Raw genomic sequence first — 20,841 nt, forward strand, 5'->3', positions numbered from 1 at the left:
GCCACAGCGGAATATTAAAAATGTCAACTCCGCTCTGGATAAGCCGGGATTAAATAGCTATAACACGGACACACAGAATATTGGGTGTTCGGTGACCAAGATAGGCTATCAAGTCCAAGCTTTGCTCCCCCCTAAGACGTATCAAAACACCTTCCTGTTTAAATATACCGCAAGCGACCCTGACACTCGCAAGGCTACAAATTAGCACGGTAATGGTAGAGTTCTGCGCTTGTAATTTACATCGCCCTAATACTGGCCAGCCCTATAAAGTTCTGACGAGTACATTCCATAGACATTACACTGAAAAACCAATGGGTACATTAGTTGATCATACATTTGCTGATCAACTAACGCTGTGATAGGGATAAATACAGCAATCAGTCCGCCGCAAAATGGCCTGGTCTATATTTACAGTTCGGATTTAGCCCCACCACTTAAATAGTTGACGCCTAGCGTTACGACTTTAAGCCGAACATACCCCGTGCAATTCATCAGCCCCGTCAAAAATGGCTTCAATTATAGTAGTGATATAAGTGGCCACTCGACTGTTCCAACTCCATGAATGCAATTGCTTAAAATAATCGGCTAAATACCATTCGTAAAACGGGTGATGGTCAAGTGGTGCAGGAAACAAGACTGACAATGATTCCTATATTAAGCTTCTACATTGCCAGCCAATCTATTCTTAGAAGGTCTATCTAATAAAGGCCTATACCTATAGTTACACTTTTATCCCAAAGTCATGGTTCAACACAGGAGCCCCATTCGTTTCAACGGAAGCATCTCCACCGTTAACCGATATTATTTCCTGCCAGTAGACTGCCGTTTGGTACAAAGCTTTTACTCTTTGAGTGAAGGACTCAATCTCTACTACTTCTGCACGCTCTTTATCGCATAAAACTATCATCTGCGACTCAGGATGTAAGGACAGTGTTGCATACTCACTGGCTACCCAAAGGTAGTTACCTTGGAGCATTAACTTACAGATATGCTCCTCCTGCCCATTTGGAATCTCACCAATATCCAAAGTGACAATAACCAGCTCTTTGCCATCTTCCTCATGCAGGTAAATATGCATATCAACCTCATCCCAAGAGATACGGCAAGCGTCTTCAACGGGCTCCATAAGCGGTTGCTGCAAGTTTACTGCTAACTCTTGAATCAGCCTGGGAAAATCAAGATTCATAATCAAACTCCAATGTCTATACGTCTCAGTCAGTATGGGGTGTTTTTTGCTCACGCAACCAGCGGATAACATCCGCCACCGGTTCTACAAATTCATCCGTAATTTTTTGGTCTATATCTATTTTTGCGTAAAGACCTCTTGCGAGAGCCACGCTCTCGATAACCGGGATTTCATTTTTTTGTGCTATATGCCTTAATTTTTGTGCAAATAACATTTCACCTTTGATTGTAACAAAAGGTAGCTGGGAAACTGTTTGATCATACCGAATTCCTACCGCAAAGTGTATTGGGTTGGTAATCAAAACGTCTGCTTGTGACACCCTCTTTTGAACCACCTCCTCACTCATAAGTTCGCGATGCAGCTCTTTTCTGCGCCCCTTAATCTCCGGATCACCCTCAGTCTCTTTATACTCCCTTCTCACCTCATCAATAGACATGCGGAGTTTCTTGAAGTACAAAAAACGTTCGAGCCCAAAGTCAGCCCCAGCCAAGAAGACAAATGCCGCAAGGCAATATAGGATTAACTTCATCATTAATGATCCGGTTATATAGATGGCGCAATCAGCACCACAAGTGGGTATCTCCATAATCAGCGCAAGATTATTTTTTAATACATACCATGAAACATAGCTAAGGACCACGATCTTGATAAGGGATTTAACAAACTCCATGGCATTTTGCGCGCTGAATATTTTCTTTGCACCATTCACCAGGCCTATATTTTCAAACTTTAGCTTGACCGTCTCCCCACTAAATATCCATCCGATCTGCATAACGTTTGATATAATTGCAAAAACAAAAACCACAGCCAGTATTGGCAATAATATTTTTGCCGCTATATAGAACGCCTCAACCGAGGCATTTAAAAACAATTGACCAACCGGAAGATCTATATGCCTCGAAAGATCATAAAAAAGACCTTTAATCTGGAAAAAAATACTTTCACCAAATAGCCAGAAATACCCGGTTACAGACACAAGCAGAACCAGGGATACCACCTCTTTACTTTTTGCTACCTGGCCTTTTTCCCTGGAGTCTCGTATTTTCTTGGGCGTTGGGGGCTCCGTTTTTGATGATGAACTCACATTACACCACCAAGAGTGTTTCGCATAAAGTGATGCATCCCTTCAAAAGTATCAGTAACAACACTATCGATATGGCCTAATAGGGCGTGGATATATACAACCAAAACAAATATGCCGATAGCACTTTTAACTGGCATTGCCATAAAGAAAACGTTTAATTGTGGTGAGAACCTGCTAATCAGCGCAAGGGTAAACTCTGCCAAAAACATCGCAATGACAATTGGTGCGGAAAAGACAACAATGGATTTACTTAAAAAATCCAGCTGTGAAAAAATATAGATATCCGCACCAGCCAAATTTCGGGGAAACATTTCATTAATTGGCCAAAATATGTAGCTCTCGTAGATTACTCCCATCATCAGCAGAAACGCTCCGCTAAGAATAAAGAAGGTGTTCAATAAATGACTGAGATAAATACCTAGTGGCGAAGTCTCGTCCCCCAGCAATGGGTTGACAATATTCGCCATAGTGGCCCCTCTCTGATTGTCAATTAAAAAACCAACCCCCTCGGCAATCCAAAATGGGATTGCCACGACCACTCCAATGATCAATCCAATGGCAGATTCTTTAAGGAGTATTGAAATATACCCAAGCTTTCCCAGGTCCGGAGGCAAACTACCTTCCGTAAGCGGAAATATAAATAGAGACAAACTCAATAGAATACCGTTGCGCACCATTGAGCTACCTAAAAACCCTCTACTCATCATTGGTAGAACTGTAAATACCAAATACACGCGCGGCAATGATAAAATATAGGCCTGAATCATTGCTTCTAGGTTATTTAAATCAAGATCCATTTTATATGCTGTTGAAAGCAGTCGCACCAAGAGCGACTAACTCAGCCCCCATCCAGCTGCCCGTACCAATCAATGCAAAGATAACCGCAACCAGTTTTAATACAAACCCTAGCGTTTGTTCCTGAATTTGGGTCAATGCCTGGATGAGGCTCACCAGAGTGCCTACTATCGAGGCAGCTACAATAGCAGGAAGAGAAAGTATCAACACTAACATCATTGCCTCCTGTGCCAACCTCATCATCTCACCTACATCCACAACTCTACTCTCGCGACCAAAAGGTAAATATAATATGGTGTTTTTCTCTCACTAGTAGGCCATGACCAGACTATGAGTAAGGGTTGTCCATCCATCTAACACAACAAACAACAATAATTTAAATGGAAGCGAGATTGTCATTGGAGATACCATCATCATACCCATAGCAAGAAGTATGTTTGAAACAATGAGGTCAATTACCAAGAAGGGTAAATAGATTAAAAACCCAATCTTAAACGCTTCAGTAACCTGACTAACGGTAAACGCTGGCAACAAGACCAATAAGCTATCATCCGTTACTTTATCTGCGTGGCGCTCAGGCCAAATTTCCCTGGCAGTATCCAGAAAATAGTTTTTTTCTATTTCGGTCGTATTGTTTTGTAAGAATGCGGCATAGGGTTTAACTGCCCCTGAAAATAACTCTTTATAATTCTCAGAAGATTCCGTTAAATGACTATTAGCCTCAACATATTCTTGTATATCAAACCCCACCGGAGCCATTATATATAGCGTCAGAATCAAAGCCACGCCATACAACGCCATATTAGGTGGTGTCTGCTGAACTCCCAAGGCATTACGGAGCAGTGAAAAAACAATAACAATCTTAACAAAGGAGGTTCCCATTACCGCCAGAAACGGGACTAATGCTAGAGCACCAAGCGCTAATATTATCGATATATGGTCAAGCTGGCCGCCTAGAAAACTAATCCCCATTTTTACCCCACTTCGAGACCTGTACGCCCAACTGACCTTCTATGTTCACCAATTGCCCTTTACCTATTACAGACCCATTTACAATAATGGCGATTTGAGTTGAAGCCGAGTCAACCAATTGAAATGTATATCCCTCTGATAATGCCTGAACATCCTCGATCGTCATTTCTACTCCGGGCAAAGCAAAACTGAGAGTCAAAGAAACATCTTGTAGTTTTCGAGTTACTTCCGCTGCATCAGAGGCTTCATCAAGCTCCCCTAGTGAATCATCAGCTTCGCTATACTCATTATCCATTTGTTCACTCCAAGGATATTTAAGTGTAATACTTTTCATATCGCATTCTGCTAACCAGATTAGCTGGCGGCAAAACATTACTAAACAATGCTGCTGTGATAGATATGATTTCTTTATTAGGATAATATCACCGGCTTCAATACCTTCTAACTCATGGATATCCAGGTGGGTAGTGCCAATAACAAACCTAATGGGCAGCGCAGCTGGCAGAGGGTGCCGTCTTTTGCTAACACAGCTGCTTATTGGCAGCTCAAAGCCTGATCTTGGGATCACACAGAAAACATTGATACAATTTTTCTGCTCAGAAACCCGCAGTTTGCAAGCCAGATTAGCTGAAGAACTTGACTCGCTTGTTGTGACAATTTGAACTCCACCAAGGTGATAATCTCTCAACCCTTGATTCGCCTCAGCAATATGTTCAAACCATAATTCACATGCTGCCTCAATCAATTCGCAGGGCAAGCCTGAAATACATACACCTTGAAAATAGCAAGACAGCAGAGTACTGGCCTCACTCAAGGAAACGTAGAATTTCCAGTGTGTATCGCCCCCCCCTCCACTTAACTCAAAGTAAAGCGCCCTTTCTGGCAATTTACTGGTACAGCCGACTGATCTGATGTGCAATAGCGGCGGGATCTCTTTGTCTGGCGAACCCAGCTCAATATCCAGCTTGTTACAAATGAGGAAATTTTTTAACGCCACTTCTTGCATGGTCGTTTTTAGCAATGCAAGCTTATTTATATTCATTTAGTTAGACCACCAAGCAAGTAATCTATTTCCCACTTCTCTTCGGAAGGGGCGTCACGTTGATTACCATCATCACCCGAACTATTCCCATCCCGCTTCTTTGAGTTATCACTTGCACTGCTCTCTACTTCGACCTGATCAGCGCTGCTCGTAGTTACCGACACATGAAATTGTGCGTATTTATGGTCAAGCATTGCCCGAAGCTCGGTGAGCATAGAGGTACCAGCTACGCCCAAGTCTTGATTTTGTATATCAAAATGCACTGACAATTTTCCATCTTGCAATTCAACAGTAACCCTAGTATCCGAGAGCGCCCTACACACCACCTCAGCGCGAATAACTTTCTTACTGATTGATATAGTCTCTAGCCCGGCCCCCTGCAAATTGGACAGCAAGCCAACATCCGATTTCACTTCACTGCATTTACTTACCTGTGATAAATACAAACGATCAATTGCAGAAAGTGCGGATTGCGCTACATAAATAACCTCACCTTCTTCTAGATATTCGACACCCTCCAAATTCAAAATCAATTGTCCGGCCTGCTCATCAGACAATAAGCTTTTGAGGTTATTAACCGGGGTGTTGGCGTAGGTACCCATTTGATGATCTAGTGACTTATGACCACCACTAGCTGCTGAAAAAAACCAGTCTTTTAAGTGCTGAGTCCCATCGACATCGATATTTTGGGGAGGCTGGATAGACGGCCTGGCAAGTCCATTATCCACAGAAGTTGCTCTTTGATGCCCCTGCGATCCAATATCGTCACCCGCCGCTGAATAAATACGCTCTTTTCGGTGTTGAGTCCGATCGACATCGATTTTTGAAGGTTCCTGCATAGATGGCTTGGCAAGTCCATTATCTACGGAAGCTGCTCTATGATGCCCCTGCAACCCATTATCACCACCCGCTGCAGAAAGAATATGATCTTTTGGGTGTAGAGCCCGATCGACATCGACTTTTGGGGGCTCCTGCATAGACGGCTTGGCAAGTCCATTATCTACGGAAGTTGCTCTTTGATGCCCCTGCAATCCAATATCGACACCCGCCACTGAATAAATACGGTCTTTTCGGTGTTGAGTCCCATCAACATCGATTTTTTGGGGAGCCTGCATAGATGGCTTGGCAAGTCCATTATCTACGGTAGTTGCTCTTTGATGCCCCTGCGATCCAATATCGCCACCCGCCGCTGAATAAATGCGGTCTTTTCGGTATTGAGTCCCGTTAACATCGATTTTTTGGGGAGCCTGCATAGATGGCTTGGCAAGTCCATTATCTACGGAATCTGTACTTTGATGCCCCTGCGATCTATTATCCATGGCAGCTTCATGGAGATAGCCTGTGGAGGTCTCCGCTTGTTGGCTAGATGATTTATGATCATCAATCATTCCTGCACTAACACGCACAGTTTGATACTGATCCCCATTGACCTTTTTTCTTGACAGCTCCGGCATAGATTGCCTTTCAGGCCCATTATCCATAGGGACTCTATCGGTATGGCGCTCGAAAAACCCGACTAGGGAAGTCAGTTCACGTTCGAAGTCCTGAAGGAAGTCCTGATAGCTTACGGCTTCATTACCATGACTCTCTTTCACTTGAGCTCGTTGCTGGAATTTAGCTGCACTGGTATCGGCATCAAAACTGATACCTGAATCCTTCTTGCTAGAAAAAATACTTGATGTCCATTGGGTCGATTCCAAGGGTGCTTTTCCGCTCACCTTAATACGTTCTAATTCTATTGACATCAATATTTCTACCTAGTAGAGGTAATTAAAAATTCATCCAGCGTTTCTTCACTAAGCCGCTCCTCTATGGCTCTTTCCATGTTATGCAGCTCTTTTATAAGCTGCTCGTACTTCTCGACTCCCTTCAAACAATGCTGAAGTTGCCTATGACAGCTTTCTTTGTTGTCTATGGCATCCTGAAGTAGCTTTTCCGACTCGATGGCCTTCAATTTAAGCGATGCCTCATCTTCGTGCATCGCTGCCATAGAGGATCTAAATTTATCTAGCTGTGCTGTTTGAAGAGGTTGTCCCATGATGGCTTTGTATTGCCTGGCCTCTTCAGAGATTCGCCACAACCTGTGGTTTTCAAACTCTTTCTGCGCTAACTCAAGCTGCGTCGTTCTCTGGCGTAGTAATTCAGTTGCCCGCTGAAACTCCTTTTTCGCAGCATCCAGCTTAAGTGTCTTTACTGTTAAAATACGGTCTAGACTAACCATGCATCGCCACCACCACACGGAGCTTTTGGTATTATATTGATGGCCTAAATATTCTCTTTATAATTTGGTTTGTTTTTTTTAGATTTAGGCCATTTATTGCAGGAAAGTGCTAGATAGGTCAGCTCCACGCCTTATCCCTGACACTACGAAGGAAACATCTTTAAAAGTTGCGTCACACTAGCATCAAACGGTATCAATTCGTGGGTACCCTGTTTCAGGAATGAATTTATCTCATCAATTCTATCTACAGCCTCATCGGTGACCGGATCATTGCCGCGTTGATACTCACCGATACGCACTAACAGCTCTACTTCTTTATACTTTGCCAATAGATTCTGTATCTTCATGGCCGCCAATTTGTGTTCCGGTGCCACAAAATTATTCATTACCCTGCTTGCGCTTTGCAGCACATCGATCGCTGGGTAATGTGCAGCTGCTCCCAAGGCACGAGAAAGTATTATGTGGCCATCTAGGATAGATCTCGTTTCGTCTGCAACAGGCTCTGTCATATCATCACCTTCAACGAGAACGGTATAACAAGCCGTGATTGACCCTTTGGCGGAGTTTCCACTACGCTCCATTAGCTGTGGTAGCGCAGCGAATACAGATGGAGGGTAGCCCCGGCGTGTTGGGGGCTCTCCGGCAGCAAGTCCAATCTCCCGCAACGACCTGGCATATCGTGTTACGGAATCCATCAGTAACAAGACTTTTTGTCCCTTTTCCCTGAAGTGCTCTGCAATTGCTGTCGCGACCAATGCGGCCTTAGCGCGCTCCATAGCAGGCCTATCTGATGTTGCTACAACAAGAACGGCCCTCGCTAGACCATCAGCTCCTAAATCATGATCAATAAATTCGCGGACCTCGCGCCCTCGCTCTCCAATTAGCGCAATAACGATAACATCGACTTCCGCATTGCGGATAATCATAGACAGTAATGTACTTTTACCCCCGCCAGCAGCAGCAAAGATACCAATCCTCTGCCCCTCTCCACAGGTAAGGATACTATCAATAGCTTTTATGCCTAGTGACACCGGTCTATCGATTAACTGCCGCTCCATGGCATCCGGAGCGTCAGCTATAACCTGAACTCTCTCTCTTGTTGCGGAATCACCATCATAGCGGCTGCCCTTTTTTAACGGGTTCCCCAAACCATCAAGCACACTCCCCAGTAAAAACTCACCCACTTCTATCTGATGACTGCGACCTGTGGGCAATACTTCTGTTTTATTCGATATTCCCGCGAGTTCACCCAGGGGGGATAATAATGCAATGCTCTTTTCTAACCCCACCACTTCAGCTAACAGAGGTTTTTCGACTCCAGGGGAAACCAGTCGACACAATTCACCAATTTGAACATCTGGAACCTGGGCCTTGATAATCGTACCGGATACATTTTGGACCCAGCCTCGCATCCGCATACAATTACATTCAGCAATTGCATGGTATATTTTATGCTTATTGTCGCCCCACGTTTCCTCAACTTGAGAAAGGTAAGACTTTAACTCCAACTGAACATCAACAGCCGGTTGCTCTTTCGGTTGTGCTTTCTTCACAGTCAGTGTCTTCAGCTAATAGATATACGGGCAATTGGTTGAACATTTATATCCTTGGTCAACTCCTGAAAAGACAGGACGGGAAGCTCATAAAATTCATTTTCAATCAGCTTGCGAACATACCGGCGTATATCCATGGCAATTAACAGAACGGGCTTTCGCTCCATCTGCAAACTATCTTTCGTATAAATTGCCAAGTTATCGGTAAATCGCTTTGCCACCGAAGGGTCCAGAGCCAAGTAATATCCTGCTGAAGTCTGCCGGATAGCCCCGCGAACACTATCTTCCAGCTCCTGATCCAGCAAATAACAGGGGAGCGTACTACTTCCGGCTGAATACTTAAAACAAATCTGGCGCTTTAAACTGCTCCTTACGTATTCAGTCAGCTGGACCACATCTTTTTCTTTTTGGCCCCACTCAACCAAAGCCTCGAGTATCACCCTTAAGTTTCGAATAGAAATATCTTCAGAGACCAATCTTTGGAATACATCACTAAGGCGCTGTATCGGCATTACACGTTCAACTTCCTTTACAAGCTCGCCAAAATGGGGCTCTACCTTCTCTAGCAGATACCGCGTTTCCTGTATTCCTATAAATTCCTCTGCATATCGCCTTAAGATATAGGCCAAATGGTATGTAATAATACGATTAAAAGAGAAATAGGATAGATTGTTGCTTTCCAGTGTCTCTAGTTGTGATCTTTGGACCCATAGGCTATCTATATTCGGTAAGAATTCGTCTTCTTGCTTGAACTCAATGTCTGCTATAGATAGCTGATCCTTTGGTTCCGTTACCAGGATGCTATCAGGTACCAACTTTCCATGACCAACGGGAACCTCCTGGTTAAGAATATGGTACTCGTGATCAGGGAGATTCTCATTGAATCGTAGATGTACACCAGGAAAGGGGACCCCCAAATCCAGGTATAGTGCTCTCCTTACACGGCTTAACTCAGCGTTTAGCTCCTCGCCATCCAATATACCTTCTAAATCAGTTGATACGTCAACCAATAGTGGTACCGTGATAGAGAAGTCATCTCTACCACTACTCGCTGCTCTTGCAGCCAACTTCTTGGATTCGGGGGATGCAGTAGCAGCTGAACCGCCGTCCTTTGCCAATATAGCAGGTAAGTTTTCACCTCGTGATTGATGCTTTTTAGCGAGCCTTGCCAAAAAGAATCCGCCCCCACCAATAACTAGAGCCAGGGCAATAAAAATTTCTGTAGGGAAGCCAGGGATCGCAGCCAGGCCAAACAAAAGAGCAGAAGACATATAAAGTGCACGTGGATGTGCAGTAATTTGCGAACCAATTACTGTGCCTAGGTTGATGTCTTTACTCTCCAGCTCATCCTCCGTGGAGGCCACACGAGTAACGATCATCCCCGCCGTCATGGAAATAAATAGAGCAGGAATCTGAGCTATAAGCCCATCGCCAATGGTGAGAATGGAATACATTTCCAGTGCATCACCTGTAGTCATCCCATGCTGAGTGGTGCCGATTAAAATTCCACCAATGATGTTGACACAAATAATGATAAGGCCGGCAATCGCATCCCCTTTTACGAATTTCATTGCACCATCCATCGAACCAAAGAGCTGGCTCTCTCGGTTCAATGATTCCCTGCGATCCCGTGCCTCCTCCATGTCAAGCATTCCAGCGCGCATATCACCATCAATACTCATCTGCTTGCCTGGCAATGCGTCGAGAGAGAATCGCGCACTGACCTCAGCTACACGTTCAGCACCTTTGGTAATAACTAAGAACTGTACAATGGTAATGATTAGAAAAATCACCAGACCCACGACTAAATTACCGCCCACTACAAAATTACCAAACGTTGTAATGATGTCACCGGCATCACCATTCATAAGAATCAGGCGAGTGGTAGTAACCGATAGCGCTAATCGAAATAGAGTACTAATAAGTAGCACAGCTGGAAATGCACTAAATTCTAAAGCAGACTTAATATAGACAGATAGCATCATTAAAAGTACTGCAATAGCAAAATTTACTGCTATTAAAGCATCAACTACACTGGTGGGCATTGGCAGTATCATCATAAATATGATAGCAACCAATAAAATCGCTAATGCAAGATCAGCGCGTCGACTGAATGCCAGTATCAGGTTTTTCATATGCTCGAAACATCCTCACATGTCAGTCTTAGGTAATTTTCATGATCAATTTTTGCGGAATCATATAGTCCAGCCTTCCACTTGGTTGTACTCAAGCAATAATACAAGGCAGCTGACTGTTCACGGTCCAAGTTATATGTAGCTATAAGTTCACTTGACTTATGTTCAAGATTTTCTAGATTTTGCAATGACGCCCATGCCTTACACAGCATTAGCCCAGTGGACAAACTGCCACCGTATATTTCCTCAACCAAGAGCAACAGGGTAACGGCTTTATCTACACTGGCATAATTTAACTGTAACTCTGCCTGCGCAACTATCCATTCTCTCATGATATTTAATTGGACCTAACAAACTCAATTAAATCATTTAAACTTTACAGAGCAGGTTTCTCTGCACCTGATCTTTCAGCTCTAGCTCAGCCAACTCCATAAAAATCTGCTCAGATTTATCTCTTATTTCTGCGGTCAAATTGCAATCCAGCCCCCTAATCCATTCAAGTGCGTAAAGCGCTTTTTTCTCACCCTCATAGCGTGCTGATGGCTGGATGTCACTTCGATCAGGGACACACACCTTATTCAACAGTTGCTGCCCATTTGAGCGCTTAAATAGTTCTGACAGATGTGAAGGAGATGTATTATTGTTGTAATAGATTATTCGCTTAGCAGAGGGCAAGTCTCGCGTAGTAGGTTGCTGCTCTAAATAAGAAACACCGGAGATTCCACCATGAAAATTAAGCACATCCTTAGATTTGGCAGATAACATTACCTAAAACCCAACTACAGATTGATTAACTTGATACAAATTGTTTAGCGCAGCCTCAAAACTGACAACATCTAAGTTTTCCCTGTGAATCAACAACCTAAGAACAATATGATCCGAGAACAAATGGCACGTAGGGGATAATAAACTTTGATTGCAATAGGAGTTCAATTCCAGCATCACTTTTAATATGTCATCATCAACCCGATGGCCCAACCTAAGGGAAACTAATAACGCTTCATCCTGAGATAAGTAATTTAGCTCAAGATTGCCAAGATCTGGCACATCTACTTGCAAGTATTCCTGGCTAAGCTGCCATTGATCGACCTCAATATTACGACGAGAAAAAACCCGGATTAATATCGCTTCAACCCAATTAGGCACTGGCACTCTCTCTTTTAGCAAACATATCTGTACATTTAAATATTGCATCAATGCACTGACGTTTTTGCATTGGATCACCATATATATGATCAGGCACAAGACCTACGATATGTTTAATCTGCACTGCCAGGATATTCATCTGTGCCAAATCGCTAACTTCTAACTTAGTGGCTATTTGAGTAATATCCGAACTCTCTACCCAGTTCTTTTTTTGAAGAGATAAGACTTCACTTAACAGGTTGCTGGTCAACTCATTCTTTTTATTTAAATCTGTGGCAGGTGTAACCAATAGTCTAGCGGTATCGCCACAAGCATCAAATAACGCCAACAGAACTTTAAGCTCACTCATATTCCTCATCAGGGATATAAGTTCTGAGCTATCAATATTCCGCCCACCCTCATGGTATTGCGCTGATAATTGCTTGCATAGTTCCGCTGCTCCTAGTGCAAGATACCTCTCTCCAAACTTCTCCCTTAAATCACATACCACCTGGTAGATATTACCAAAGTCGACGGCATATGATGGCTGGGTTGCCTGTTGGAGCTGGTACTTGTCCAGCCCACCCTGCTCCGCCAAATCTGAAGCGCTATAAGCCAGAATACCCGCTTTAAACTCCAAAGAGTTTGATATAGGCTCTAACTCCGCATCGATTTCGGAATTTATCTCACTGAGATTTTGGACAGGCTCAGGGGCATCTGCAATCTGTGACTTAAGTGAAAGCAGGGCCAGCGCTCGCTGTGTAGAATCAGAAGAGAATTGCTGTGAAAATTGTCTAATTTGATCCAGTATTTCGGATTTGTTATACCGCCCCTGCTTAATCCCACCGGCCAGCTCAGTGATTTTACCTACCTGATGCTGATTAAGTGCAGCATTTGTAAGCTTCTTTATTTCTGAACTATCAAAATCTTTACGGGACTCTTTGGCTCTACTACGATTTAAGTTCCTATATTTATGTAAATAGGAACCGGCCTCTTCCAGTTGATCACTTGCCAGCTCAAGCATGGTCTTCCCGGAATGAGCGGGCTGTACTTGCCTATGCGCACTATCGATAGCCGTAGGTTTTTCTATAGTACGACTAACCCCTAAAGGCTGACCGTTTGGAGAACTCATAAGACTACCTTAGAAGTAATATAACTCATTGATGGCTAGGCTTTATTACGATCATTGTTTGTTTGTACATCTAAAACAGTGGAAACCTGGGTTTTAAATAGCTTTTTTAATGATACAGTAAGCGCACGTCTTTCCTGCAACGTAAGGCTACGAGCATTGAGGCCAATTGAGAAAATGGCACGCTCAGTGTGTTTCGCCCTGACAAGCTCCAAATCATATTTGGTTAGGATGTAGTTTTGCAGATGGCGGGAATCTATATCTGGAATAGAAAGCGCATCAATATCACCATTTTTCAGCATCATAAGGCACTGATTTAGTGGCCCGCACTCTACAAAAGAACTGGCAAAAGGGTGCAAATTCAAAATAGAGGTATCAATACTTATACGCGTCCCTTCGGTTACATACCCAACGGACTTAACCTGGGAAAAAAAAGTATATTGATCTGCGGCTCTTAAGATATGATCGCTCCCCTTTAAGGCAATATAATTGAATGACAAGGCCCCAATTACATAAGACTCCCAATCAGTGAGATTCGGGTCATTCCCTATTTTGCTCAAAGAGCCAATCACCACATCACAGTTCCCCAATGAAAGTTCCCTTTGAAGTGCCTGCACCGGTAGTGATTTCACAGAAGATGGACTATTTCCTGAAGCTGCATCCCCAGAAAATAATATATCTGCTGCTTTAGTAGAGATAGGGCTGTCTAATTGAACCCCGACATTAATCGTAGGTAATATATCCTGATCATTCCCATGCTGAGCCGCACATCCAGCCACCATTATGGAAGAAACCAGGCAAATAAGAATTGCTCTCAAATACACTTTTGACGCGCCTCTGATGGTGAGACACCATACTTGGATTTATACAGTTGTGTGAAGTATGACTGACTGGAAAACCCACTCTCTATCGCAATATCAACAAGTCTCTTGTCGGTTGTACGCAACTGGAAGTCAGCAGCTCGAAGCCGCCTTTCATTGATCCATGATTTTGGGGAACAATTTTTAAAAACTTGCGCAAACATTTTCTTAAATGAGGTGAGGCTCATACCAACATTCTTTGCATAATCTGCAACGGACCAATTTTTGGCGATATTTTCCTCCATGAACAACCTAAACTTCTCATGCGCGGGATCCACCCGATCGAGGAACTCATTTGCAAGGGTTTGTCCATTTTCACTATTTAACTTTAGTAGCAGTAACTCTTCTAACTTTAATGCATTCAATCCATCATGCCCCATCTGGCTGAACAGGCGCAGTGAATCTAGTGATATCTTCGTTAGTTCGCAGGCAGGAAATATGATTGGCATCTTTCCTTTAGGGGCATATGACTCAAAAGAGTTAACTGGATACTTTTTCTGCAAAAGATCATTGTCATACCTGTCGTAAAACCTTGCGAGCATTGCTGCAGTAATGCCCACGCAGATAACAACTATATCTTCCTGCGCATGATCGTTGCTTAGCTCATACTCTTCACCAGAAGACACAAGCCAAACTTGCCCCATTACGAGATCAAAGTCCAAATTCTCCGATGTAACATGGGCAGAGCCAGCTACCATCATCACCAAATTAACAAAGGGTGAAAATGTAGGTACGATAGATTTTCCACTTGGCATTAAAAACGTTGTTAATTCAAAGAGCTCTCCACTAAATTGGCTCTCGACAATCACTTCCCTGTTACTCTCCTGCTCCCTGTAGGAAAGATTGTTCATTTCTATCATAACTCGTAATTAAATAACGATTTATCCGTACCTAACATTTACAAATAGCGAGTGTAAATCTATCTACACTATTGATTTTGATAGTGCGTTAACTGTTGCGCTATGATGTGAATGAAGATCATTAATCATTGATGAAAACGTACTGGTCAGGTTGTCGATTAAACTAATATGGGCACCAGCTAACTCTGCATCCTGTTTATCCAGGTTAATTTCCGCATCTAACTCTACCTGCCTAGCCTGTAACATCGAATTAAGCCTTTCAGCTTCTGCATTTAACCTATCAATTTTAGCTTCGATGTTATATTGCGCCGCCTGAGCGAAGGAGCCAACTGGAGAGCCGCCACCGGAGCCGCCACCGCCACTCAGACTGCCAAGCCCCAATGCGCCGTGCATTATGCCTATGCCCATCTTCATGTTCGCAGCTCTCATACGCGTGTCATAGATCTCACCCGCATATTTAATAATTTCATCCCGCTTTTCCAGTGCGGTGTCAAATTGATCGATATATTTATTAACACGGATAGAGATTTCCCCCTCCCGCATATCTCTATACACCGCCTTCAAATTATTATTTAACGTATTGATTAGGCCGTAGATATGATTGTTGTGGGCGAAAGCCTTCAAGAAGTTCTGCACATCCTCTGATTCGCTATCTAAAGCCCGGTAGGAGCTAGGCGCATCCTCGGCACTAATAATTGAAGGTTTCGGCCCGCCCTTTCCTGCTGGATTGGTGTTGTCCAGCTCCATTTTTTCAGCGCGGTTAAGTGAATTGGAACTAATTCCCAAATTATTCTCTGATAAGGTAGGCACAATACTATCCCTTTATACTCTCTACGATTAATATCAACGGCAATATTTAAACACTGAAACTGGCGGCTATGCGTGTATTGGCAGCGCCACGATCCTGAATTGCACCATTAAGCACTTTTATTGCACTTTCCACAGGGCTAACAATCGCCCGACACCACTGCTCTTTTAAAAGCTGTATCAATTGATTGACGAATTCCTGCTTGGCTATAACGGCTTCCAGTCGTGCTTGCAAACGTTGGATGTCAAATTCAAGCTCTGCTTCACGCCTATCGTAATCCCGCTGTATTTTTGCATCATAGATCTTCATCCCTGCATTTCCTGCATTTTGGACGGTGGCTGAAGCGACAAAGGTACCCGTTGATGATTTTACATATTTAGTGGATTTTGAAGTCGTTGCTTTTGCGCCTTCCTTCGCCCCTCTCTCAGCAGAGGCTTCTGCACCTTCCCTTGCCGCACGCTCGGCGCCCTCCTCGACCCCCTCCCTGAGTGCCCGCTCTGCTCCCTCTTTAGCGCCTGCTTTTGCCGCAGCAGCCCCCCCAGCCAAGCCGGTGCCCGCACCGCAGGTACCCATGACTATACCGGCAATCATTAATCCCAATGCGGCGTCTCTAAGCTTCCCTTCAAGTTCAGCGCTGCCACCCGTCAGCTTTACGACTTCAGCTGCAATTTCCAATGACCCGGCAGCTATTAGGCAGGTGCCGCCGGCTATAAGTGCGGGGTTACCTGAAACCACCCCTCCCACAACTAACAGCGCCCCACTAACAATTTCCGCAGCCGCAAATGTAAAATTCATCACGCTGCCAAAAACCCCTGAGCGCCTTTTCTGATTTTCAAAGGCTTTGCGAGCCTCTACCTGCTCTTCGAGGCGCTCCTGATTTTCTTCAATTGTCTTTAATTTATCTTTGAGCAGCTGTTTGATTTCATACTGTTTAAATTGCAGCTCTACCTGAATAGTGTCCGCCATGTCACCCATAAGCCCTGCCATTTTAGACAGCGCAAGTGTGATTGTTTCGTAAAAATCACCCGTCTCAGTATCTGCAGAAGGAACTTGCAACTCGGCCCTTTGCGCACTCTTAACCTCTTTGTTCAAACTGGCCAGGCCAGCATTACCTGCTTCGGCCTTTAACTGCTCTCGCTGTGCAATTTCCAGGCTCTCCTGTGAAAGCTCAGGGAGGACTTGTAGGGTGTTAGTAAAGATTGAGGGGGGTTGATTCCCATTAACCGTCGTCATTGCTTTTGTCCTTAATTTGCTGTTCCCTGTCCAGTTTGGCTTTTAGCCTTTCAAACTGAGCAGTGGCTTTTTCATTTAGGGTTTGAAACTCTGGCTTTCCTTCGCACCTAAGCATGGTCATCTCAAAACCGCTTCCAGCGCTACGCCAATCACCTAATGCCAGGTGGCACTCGGCAGCATAATATGGAAATCGTGGGTCGTGCGGGTGGACAATAGCTGCAAAACTAAAAGTCTCTCCAGCCAATTGATGTTCACTCAACGCTTGCCTGGTCGCACCCAACCCCAGCATATACTTGGCTTCATAGTGATCACACTGACACAACAGCTGAAATAATGATAAGGCTTCCTTGTAATTGCAGCTTTCATATTTTTTATAGGCTAATGTATATATGGCCTCCAGCTCCTCGGCATTAACATCCAGAGCCTCCGCCAAGGTTCCGCCTTTTTCCAGGAAATTAATCCAGTCATTTTCATCAATATCATCAGTCAGGGAGGGCACACTATCTACTTTCGACATACTTGCCCCTCGCTATACCGGGTTCATCACAAAAAAGGGTTTTTTTACGGGCGACAAATCGATCTGCTCTTTCTTATACAGGGTTTCGTCCAACAACTTTCTGGCCATAAATTGTTCCTGCACTCCTGCCTCCCCAAATTGCTGCTTTACCTGATTTACCCATTGCTGCCGCGAGCACCCGAGGGCGCGAGTCAGCTCAGCCTCTCGCTTTTCGCTTTGCCGTATTGCGCGATTGGCTCGATCCAGCGTGTTTTGGCAGCGTTTAGCAGCTTCTTCAGTATCAATAAACATACCCTGCACCATTCCTGAAAAAATTAGCATCCAGCAAGTAGTAACATTTGCCAACGGAATTAGTAGATGGAAAACCTTTTCAGTGAATCCAATACTGACTTGTTGTAGTTGTTCATTGCTTCGATCAGGTTGTTATAGCGACTATTATCCACGTTTAGGTTGGTGCCCAGCTGCTCAGTCACCGTAGACAGTGTGGATACCCGGGCATTGATATTTTCCTTGGCAGACGTGAATGTGGTTGTATCGAAGGCGACTCTATTGGTTTCTTTCGCTTGGTCAGTGCCTCGATATTTATTCCCCCCCGCCGCTCCGGTGCTATTTTCCCAGTTAAAATCTCGAGTGGCGATTTCTGACTTCTGTGAAAGGCCTTCACCCGACATCGGGCCTTTTGTATCGTATTCCTTATTAGGCATCTCCTCTCCCCACTCGGGGGTGGTGAGGCCGGAGCCTTCCATCAGGCGGTCGTAATCGCTGCGAATAGAGTCCATGAGTACATCGCCCTCCTTACCCTTTTCAGATTCCATCTCCGGGAAGGTTTCCGCAGCAAATTTATCGAAGTCTGATTCGTGGCCTTCTACCTCGTGCCACTTACAAAAGTCATACTCATCGTTATAACCTGATCTTCCCCAACTGGCGCCGATCATAGCTGACCCTCCACTATAGGCCCTCTTTTTTTCGATATAGCACCTTTGATCAATATCATAGAGAGCAACCACATGATCCTCTTCACTTTCTTCAAGCTCTGCCTGTACCCACCCATCGACAGCAACTATGTCACTTTTTAATTGGTTGAGCTCAGATACCTGATTCGTCAGGGATTCAATCAGAAGGGCGTTTAATTCAAAGCCGACACTTTCCGGCGGAATTGCCACGCCGTTGTGGTAAACCTGGCCGGCGTCATCAACAGTAAAGACACCGGCTTCAATATCCGCCCTCATCTTATTGCGCAAATCGACCGTTGCTTGCTGGACTTCTTCAGCGATTTCCTCGGTCGTTTTATCGGCTTGGGCATGAAGGGCGGCGATCGCATCTACATCATCCTGGTAATAGCCGTTAGCATCGAAGCGCAGCAGGTCGGCGCCGGTAGAAAGCACATCCACCATGGCCGATGGAGAGCTTTTGGTTTCCCCAAGGATTTCTTCCGAGCTTGCCAGGCGCACATCGCCATTGCCATCCATGCGAAATTTGGAGGAGCCAAAGAACCACAGATCCCCGCTGGACTCTGCCGAAACAGATTCGGCTTCTGCCGCAGATGTTGAACCGCTTTGCGAGACACTGTCGGTACTCGCCACCTTTACTTGCGTGACACTGTCAACCATAGATCCCCCTATCTCCAAGCCTTGCAAGCTAAACTGAGGTATGAGCGCTTGCCGTTATCAATCACGTTACTGTCAGTCGGCACAGAAGCCCTACCTGACCCAACATTCAGTACCATCATACGTCGCCCAAAAATCGCCGCTTTAGATTTCTGGTATTTTTTTTTTAGATTTCAGTTTTTTTTCACGAAATATTTAATTCGCCACTGGAGCTGCCCGGCTGCTCAATACCTCACTCACCACAAGCCCGCTCCTTTAATATTCATCGACACCCAAGCGTGCTTGCCACTATCCAGGCTCTACCAAAAACAAGTTAGCGCCTACTCAATCGGGGTTAGCCCTAACGCTCCCCTCCTCACTTCTAAACCTCCCAAAGTACAGCTGGGGAAATACCTCCCACCTAAAAACGGTCAAAGTTTAGTTTCACCATTTGTCCTCCTGCGGAACTGGCGAGTAGCAAAATAAAATCTCGCCATCGCTGTATTTCTACAGGGGTAAAGAGTGGGCCTGGAGAGCGGGACTGCAAGCGGAGTGAATGCAAGCCATCTAGGTTAATTAGGCATTATCCCCGGAGACCATTGAAGCTATCGTGGAAACCACCGTGGAAACCACCGTTGAAATTTGTCACTACCCGAGTGCGGCAGCAGGAGGAGCGCTGGTGAATTTTGGGCGCGATTGGGATTGGGATTGGGATTGGGATTGGGATTGGGATTGGGACTACAGGTTAATGACGGGAGGATAACCCTGAGTAACACCACAATATCCAGCCAGACCTCAAGTTGGTGGGCAATAGCGTGACCTGTAACGCAGATGCTGTAGTCTTTAACAATCGCCAGCTGAAGACTGCAGAACACTTCGTGCTCCGCATCGAGATCCTGCAAAAGTTAGGGTTACCTCCAGAAAAACCGCACCCCAACAACAAGCCACGGCCATCACTATAGTGCTCCACCGGCTTGCAGAATTGATAAATATCAACCGGGATGTATGACCGCAAGTGCGCGTAGGGGCTTCCGGCATACCCCCCCCCTTGCGCACCGGAAAAGACGCAGAAGGCTTTACTCATGGCCGGCCTGGAGATCTTCAGGCCAAGCCATGAGTTAAGTATCTTATACAGCATCAGGAGTTCCCCATGAACCGCACCCCGAACTTCGCCCGCAAAAGCGGAAGAAAAAACTTAACTTTCTTTCTGTAAACGTGCTGCCCGTAAATAGTCGTCCACTACAAGCTCACCTTCCTTCTCTGAATCGCACTCCCAACCACAGCAGGATATTACGTCCGGCAATGTTCTCGCATCGAGCTTGGAATTATCGACACCCGCCTCCTCATCCTTTTGCCAAGAGATAGGCCCTAGTTTATCGTAGGCAACTTCTACCGGATGAGGCTCTCTGCCCGGCAATCTTCTCCCCACGGACTTGGAATCTCCTAGCTCCTTGAACTGCCCCCAGCGCCGATGAAGAGCCTTACGGGTTGTTTTTCCATCACGAAGCGCTAAGGCCAACTCTATAGAGTCAGAATATTTTTCGAAAAACGAATCATCACTGCAACTCGCCCCCTCCTGTGGACGCATAAATTTTCCTGTAGACAATACCGTTTTTTCATCCTTGCCAATGATGAAAACGGTTTGCTTGCGTTCTCCCTAAGCCTTTTAAAGCCAAACGACTTCTTAGGCCGCGGATTTTCCTGGTTTACACCTGCCGCTTTCTGGTTGCTGGCC

Annotated in this window: 22 protein-coding genes; 1 reads left to right on the forward strand and 21 read right to left on the reverse strand. The window is 44.8% G+C overall.

The annotated features are described in order from the left end of the window. Nucleotides 1–721: 721 nt before the first annotated feature. The 20 genes from ACJJII_RS19490 to ACJJII_RS19585 form a co-directional block, all read right to left on the reverse strand. Complete coding sequence (locus ACJJII_RS19490; RefSeq protein ID WP_444917391.1) at nt 722–1,186, reverse strand: type III secretion system chaperone; 465 nt, start codon at nt 1,184–1,186, stop codon at nt 722–724. Between the two features lie 25 nt (nt 1,187–1,211). Continuing rightward, a complete protein-coding gene (gene sctU, locus ACJJII_RS19495) occupies nt 1,212–2,270 on the reverse strand; it encodes a type III secretion system export apparatus subunit SctU (protein ID WP_444917392.1) in 1,059 nt (352 codons plus the stop codon). Then, complete coding sequence (gene sctT / locus ACJJII_RS19500) at nt 2,267–3,067, reverse strand: type III secretion system export apparatus subunit SctT (protein ID WP_444917393.1); 801 nt, start codon at nt 3,065–3,067, stop codon at nt 2,267–2,269. Before sctT ends, sctU begins: the two co-directional genes overlap by 4 nt. A gap of 1 nt (nt 3,068) precedes the next feature. Next, entirely contained in the window at nt 3,069–3,323 is a 255-nt protein-coding gene (gene sctS, locus ACJJII_RS19505; RefSeq protein WP_444917394.1) for a type III secretion system export apparatus subunit SctS, read from the reverse strand. 51 nt (nt 3,324–3,374) lie between these two features. Further along, nucleotides 3,375–4,037, reverse strand: coding sequence for a type III secretion system export apparatus subunit SctR (gene sctR / locus ACJJII_RS19510; RefSeq protein ID WP_444917395.1), 663 nt, complete (start codon nt 4,035–4,037; stop codon nt 3,375–3,377). Further along, nucleotides 4,027–5,079 (reverse strand): type III secretion system cytoplasmic ring protein SctQ, encoded by a 1,053-nt coding sequence (gene sctQ / locus ACJJII_RS19515; protein ID WP_444917396.1) that lies wholly within the window; start codon nt 5,077–5,079, stop codon nt 4,027–4,029. Before sctQ ends, sctR begins: the two co-directional genes overlap by 11 nt. Next, the gene (locus ACJJII_RS19520; RefSeq protein WP_444917397.1) at nt 5,076–6,824 is read right to left on the reverse strand and encodes a hypothetical protein; all 1,749 of its coding nucleotides are present in this window, start codon (nt 6,822–6,824) and stop codon (nt 5,076–5,078) included. Before ACJJII_RS19520 ends, sctQ begins: the two co-directional genes overlap by 4 nt. Nucleotides 6,825–6,832: 8 nt before the next feature. Next, on the reverse strand, nt 6,833–7,300 hold the full coding sequence (gene sctO / locus ACJJII_RS19525) for a type III secretion system stalk subunit SctO (RefSeq protein WP_444917398.1): 468 nt from the start codon (nt 7,298–7,300) through the stop codon (nt 6,833–6,835). Nucleotides 7,301–7,443: 143 nt separating this feature from the next. After that, the gene (sctN, locus tag ACJJII_RS19530) at nt 7,444–8,853 is read right to left on the reverse strand and encodes a type III secretion system ATPase SctN (protein WP_444917399.1); all 1,410 of its coding nucleotides are present in this window, start codon (nt 8,851–8,853) and stop codon (nt 7,444–7,446) included. 11 nt (nt 8,854–8,864) lie between these two features. Further along, nucleotides 8,865–10,988, reverse strand: a complete 2,124-nt coding sequence (gene sctV, locus ACJJII_RS19535) for a type III secretion system export apparatus subunit SctV (protein WP_444917400.1) — start codon at nt 10,986–10,988, stop codon at nt 8,865–8,867. 369 nt (nt 10,989–11,357) lie between these two features. Continuing rightward, complete coding sequence (locus ACJJII_RS19540; RefSeq protein ID WP_444917401.1) at nt 11,358–11,753, reverse strand: hypothetical protein; 396 nt, start codon at nt 11,751–11,753, stop codon at nt 11,358–11,360. Nucleotides 11,754–11,756: 3 nt separating this feature from the next. Next, nucleotides 11,757–12,134: a hypothetical protein gene (locus tag ACJJII_RS19545; RefSeq protein ID WP_444917402.1), complete on the reverse strand. Its 378-nt coding sequence runs from the start codon at nt 12,132–12,134 to the stop codon at nt 11,757–11,759. Then, entirely contained in the window at nt 12,127–13,245 is a 1,119-nt protein-coding gene (locus tag ACJJII_RS19550; RefSeq protein WP_444917403.1) for a TyeA family type III secretion system gatekeeper subunit, read from the reverse strand. The genes ACJJII_RS19545 and ACJJII_RS19550 overlap by 8 nt, the downstream gene beginning before the upstream one ends. A gap of 35 nt (nt 13,246–13,280) precedes the next feature. Beyond that, on the reverse strand, nt 13,281–14,066 hold the full coding sequence (locus ACJJII_RS19555; protein WP_444917404.1) for a hypothetical protein: 786 nt from the start codon (nt 14,064–14,066) through the stop codon (nt 13,281–13,283). After that, entirely contained in the window at nt 14,057–14,953 is an 897-nt protein-coding gene (locus ACJJII_RS19560; RefSeq protein WP_444917405.1) for a helix-turn-helix transcriptional regulator, read from the reverse strand. Before ACJJII_RS19560 ends, ACJJII_RS19555 begins: the two co-directional genes overlap by 10 nt. Before the next feature lie 72 nt (nt 14,954–15,025). Then, a complete protein-coding gene (locus tag ACJJII_RS19565) occupies nt 15,026–15,772 on the reverse strand; it encodes a hypothetical protein (RefSeq protein WP_444917406.1) in 747 nt (248 codons plus the stop codon). Nucleotides 15,773–15,818: 46 nt separating this feature from the next. Continuing rightward, nucleotides 15,819–17,003, reverse strand: coding sequence for a type III secretion system translocon subunit SseC family protein (gene sctE / locus ACJJII_RS19570; RefSeq protein ID WP_444917407.1), 1,185 nt, complete (start codon nt 17,001–17,003; stop codon nt 15,819–15,821). Continuing rightward, nucleotides 16,990–17,520, reverse strand: a complete 531-nt coding sequence (locus ACJJII_RS19575; RefSeq protein WP_444917408.1) for a SycD/LcrH family type III secretion system chaperone — start codon at nt 17,518–17,520, stop codon at nt 16,990–16,992. The genes sctE and ACJJII_RS19575 overlap by 14 nt, the downstream gene beginning before the upstream one ends. A gap of 12 nt (nt 17,521–17,532) precedes the next feature. After that, the gene (locus ACJJII_RS19580; protein WP_444917409.1) at nt 17,533–17,811 is read right to left on the reverse strand and encodes a hypothetical protein; all 279 of its coding nucleotides are present in this window, start codon (nt 17,809–17,811) and stop codon (nt 17,533–17,535) included. A 59-nt stretch (nt 17,812–17,870) separates the two neighbouring features. Then, nucleotides 17,871–19,130, reverse strand: a complete 1,260-nt coding sequence (locus tag ACJJII_RS19585) for a hypothetical protein (protein ID WP_444917410.1) — start codon at nt 19,128–19,130, stop codon at nt 17,871–17,873. Between the two features lie 598 nt (nt 19,131–19,728). On the opposite strand from ACJJII_RS19585, the gene ACJJII_RS19590 reads away from it, so the two are divergent. Beyond that, on the forward strand, nt 19,729–19,869 hold the full coding sequence (locus tag ACJJII_RS19590; RefSeq protein WP_444917411.1) for a hypothetical protein: 141 nt from the start codon (nt 19,729–19,731) through the stop codon (nt 19,867–19,869). Between the two features lie 432 nt (nt 19,870–20,301). On the opposite strand, the gene ACJJII_RS19595 is transcribed toward ACJJII_RS19590, so the two are convergent. After that, a complete protein-coding gene (locus ACJJII_RS19595) occupies nt 20,302–20,694 on the reverse strand; it encodes a hypothetical protein (RefSeq protein WP_444917412.1) in 393 nt (130 codons plus the stop codon). Nucleotides 20,695–20,841: the final 147 nt, after the last annotated feature.

It is taken from the genome of Microbulbifer maximicatervae (SeqCode), from assembly GCF_052467825.1.

Coding starts and splice junctions, on each gene's coding strand:
- ACJJII_RS19520 (WP_444917397.1), bottom strand. CDS start 6,824: ATGTCAATAGAATTAGAACGTATTAAGGTGAGCGGAAAAGCACCCTTG.
- ACJJII_RS19560 (WP_444917405.1), bottom strand. CDS start 14,953: ATGAACAATCTTTCCTACAGGGAGCAGGAGAGTAACAGGGAAGTGATT.
- ACJJII_RS19550 (WP_444917403.1), bottom strand. CDS start 13,245: ATGAGTTCTCCAAACGGTCAGCCTTTAGGGGTTAGTCGTACTATAGAA.
- sctO (WP_444917398.1), bottom strand. CDS start 7,300: ATGGTTAGTCTAGACCGTATTTTAACAGTAAAGACACTTAAGCTGGAT.
- sctR (WP_444917395.1), bottom strand. CDS start 4,037: ATGGGGATTAGTTTTCTAGGCGGCCAGCTTGACCATATATCGATAATA.
- ACJJII_RS19490 (WP_444917391.1), bottom strand. CDS start 1,186: ATGAATCTTGATTTTCCCAGGCTGATTCAAGAGTTAGCAGTAAACTTG.
- ACJJII_RS19595 (WP_444917412.1), bottom strand. CDS start 20,694: ATGCGTCCACAGGAGGGGGCGAGTTGCAGTGATGATTCGTTTTTCGAA.
- sctQ (WP_444917396.1), bottom strand. CDS start 5,079: ATGAATATAAATAAGCTTGCATTGCTAAAAACGACCATGCAAGAAGTG.
- ACJJII_RS19585 (WP_444917410.1), bottom strand. CDS start 19,130: ATGGTTGACAGTGTCACGCAAGTAAAGGTGGCGAGTACCGACAGTGTC.
- sctE (WP_444917407.1), bottom strand. CDS start 17,003: ATGACGACGGTTAATGGGAATCAACCCCCCTCAATCTTTACTAACACC.
- ACJJII_RS19580 (WP_444917409.1), bottom strand. CDS start 17,811: ATGTTTATTGATACTGAAGAAGCTGCTAAACGCTGCCAAAACACGCTG.
- ACJJII_RS19575 (WP_444917408.1), bottom strand. CDS start 17,520: ATGTCGAAAGTAGATAGTGTGCCCTCCCTGACTGATGATATTGATGAA.
- sctT (WP_444917393.1), bottom strand. CDS start 3,067: ATGGATCTTGATTTAAATAACCTAGAAGCAATGATTCAGGCCTATATT.
- ACJJII_RS19540 (WP_444917401.1), bottom strand. CDS start 11,753: ATGTTATCTGCCAAATCTAAGGATGTGCTTAATTTTCATGGTGGAATC.
- sctV (WP_444917400.1), bottom strand. CDS start 10,988: ATGAAAAACCTGATACTGGCATTCAGTCGACGCGCTGATCTTGCATTA.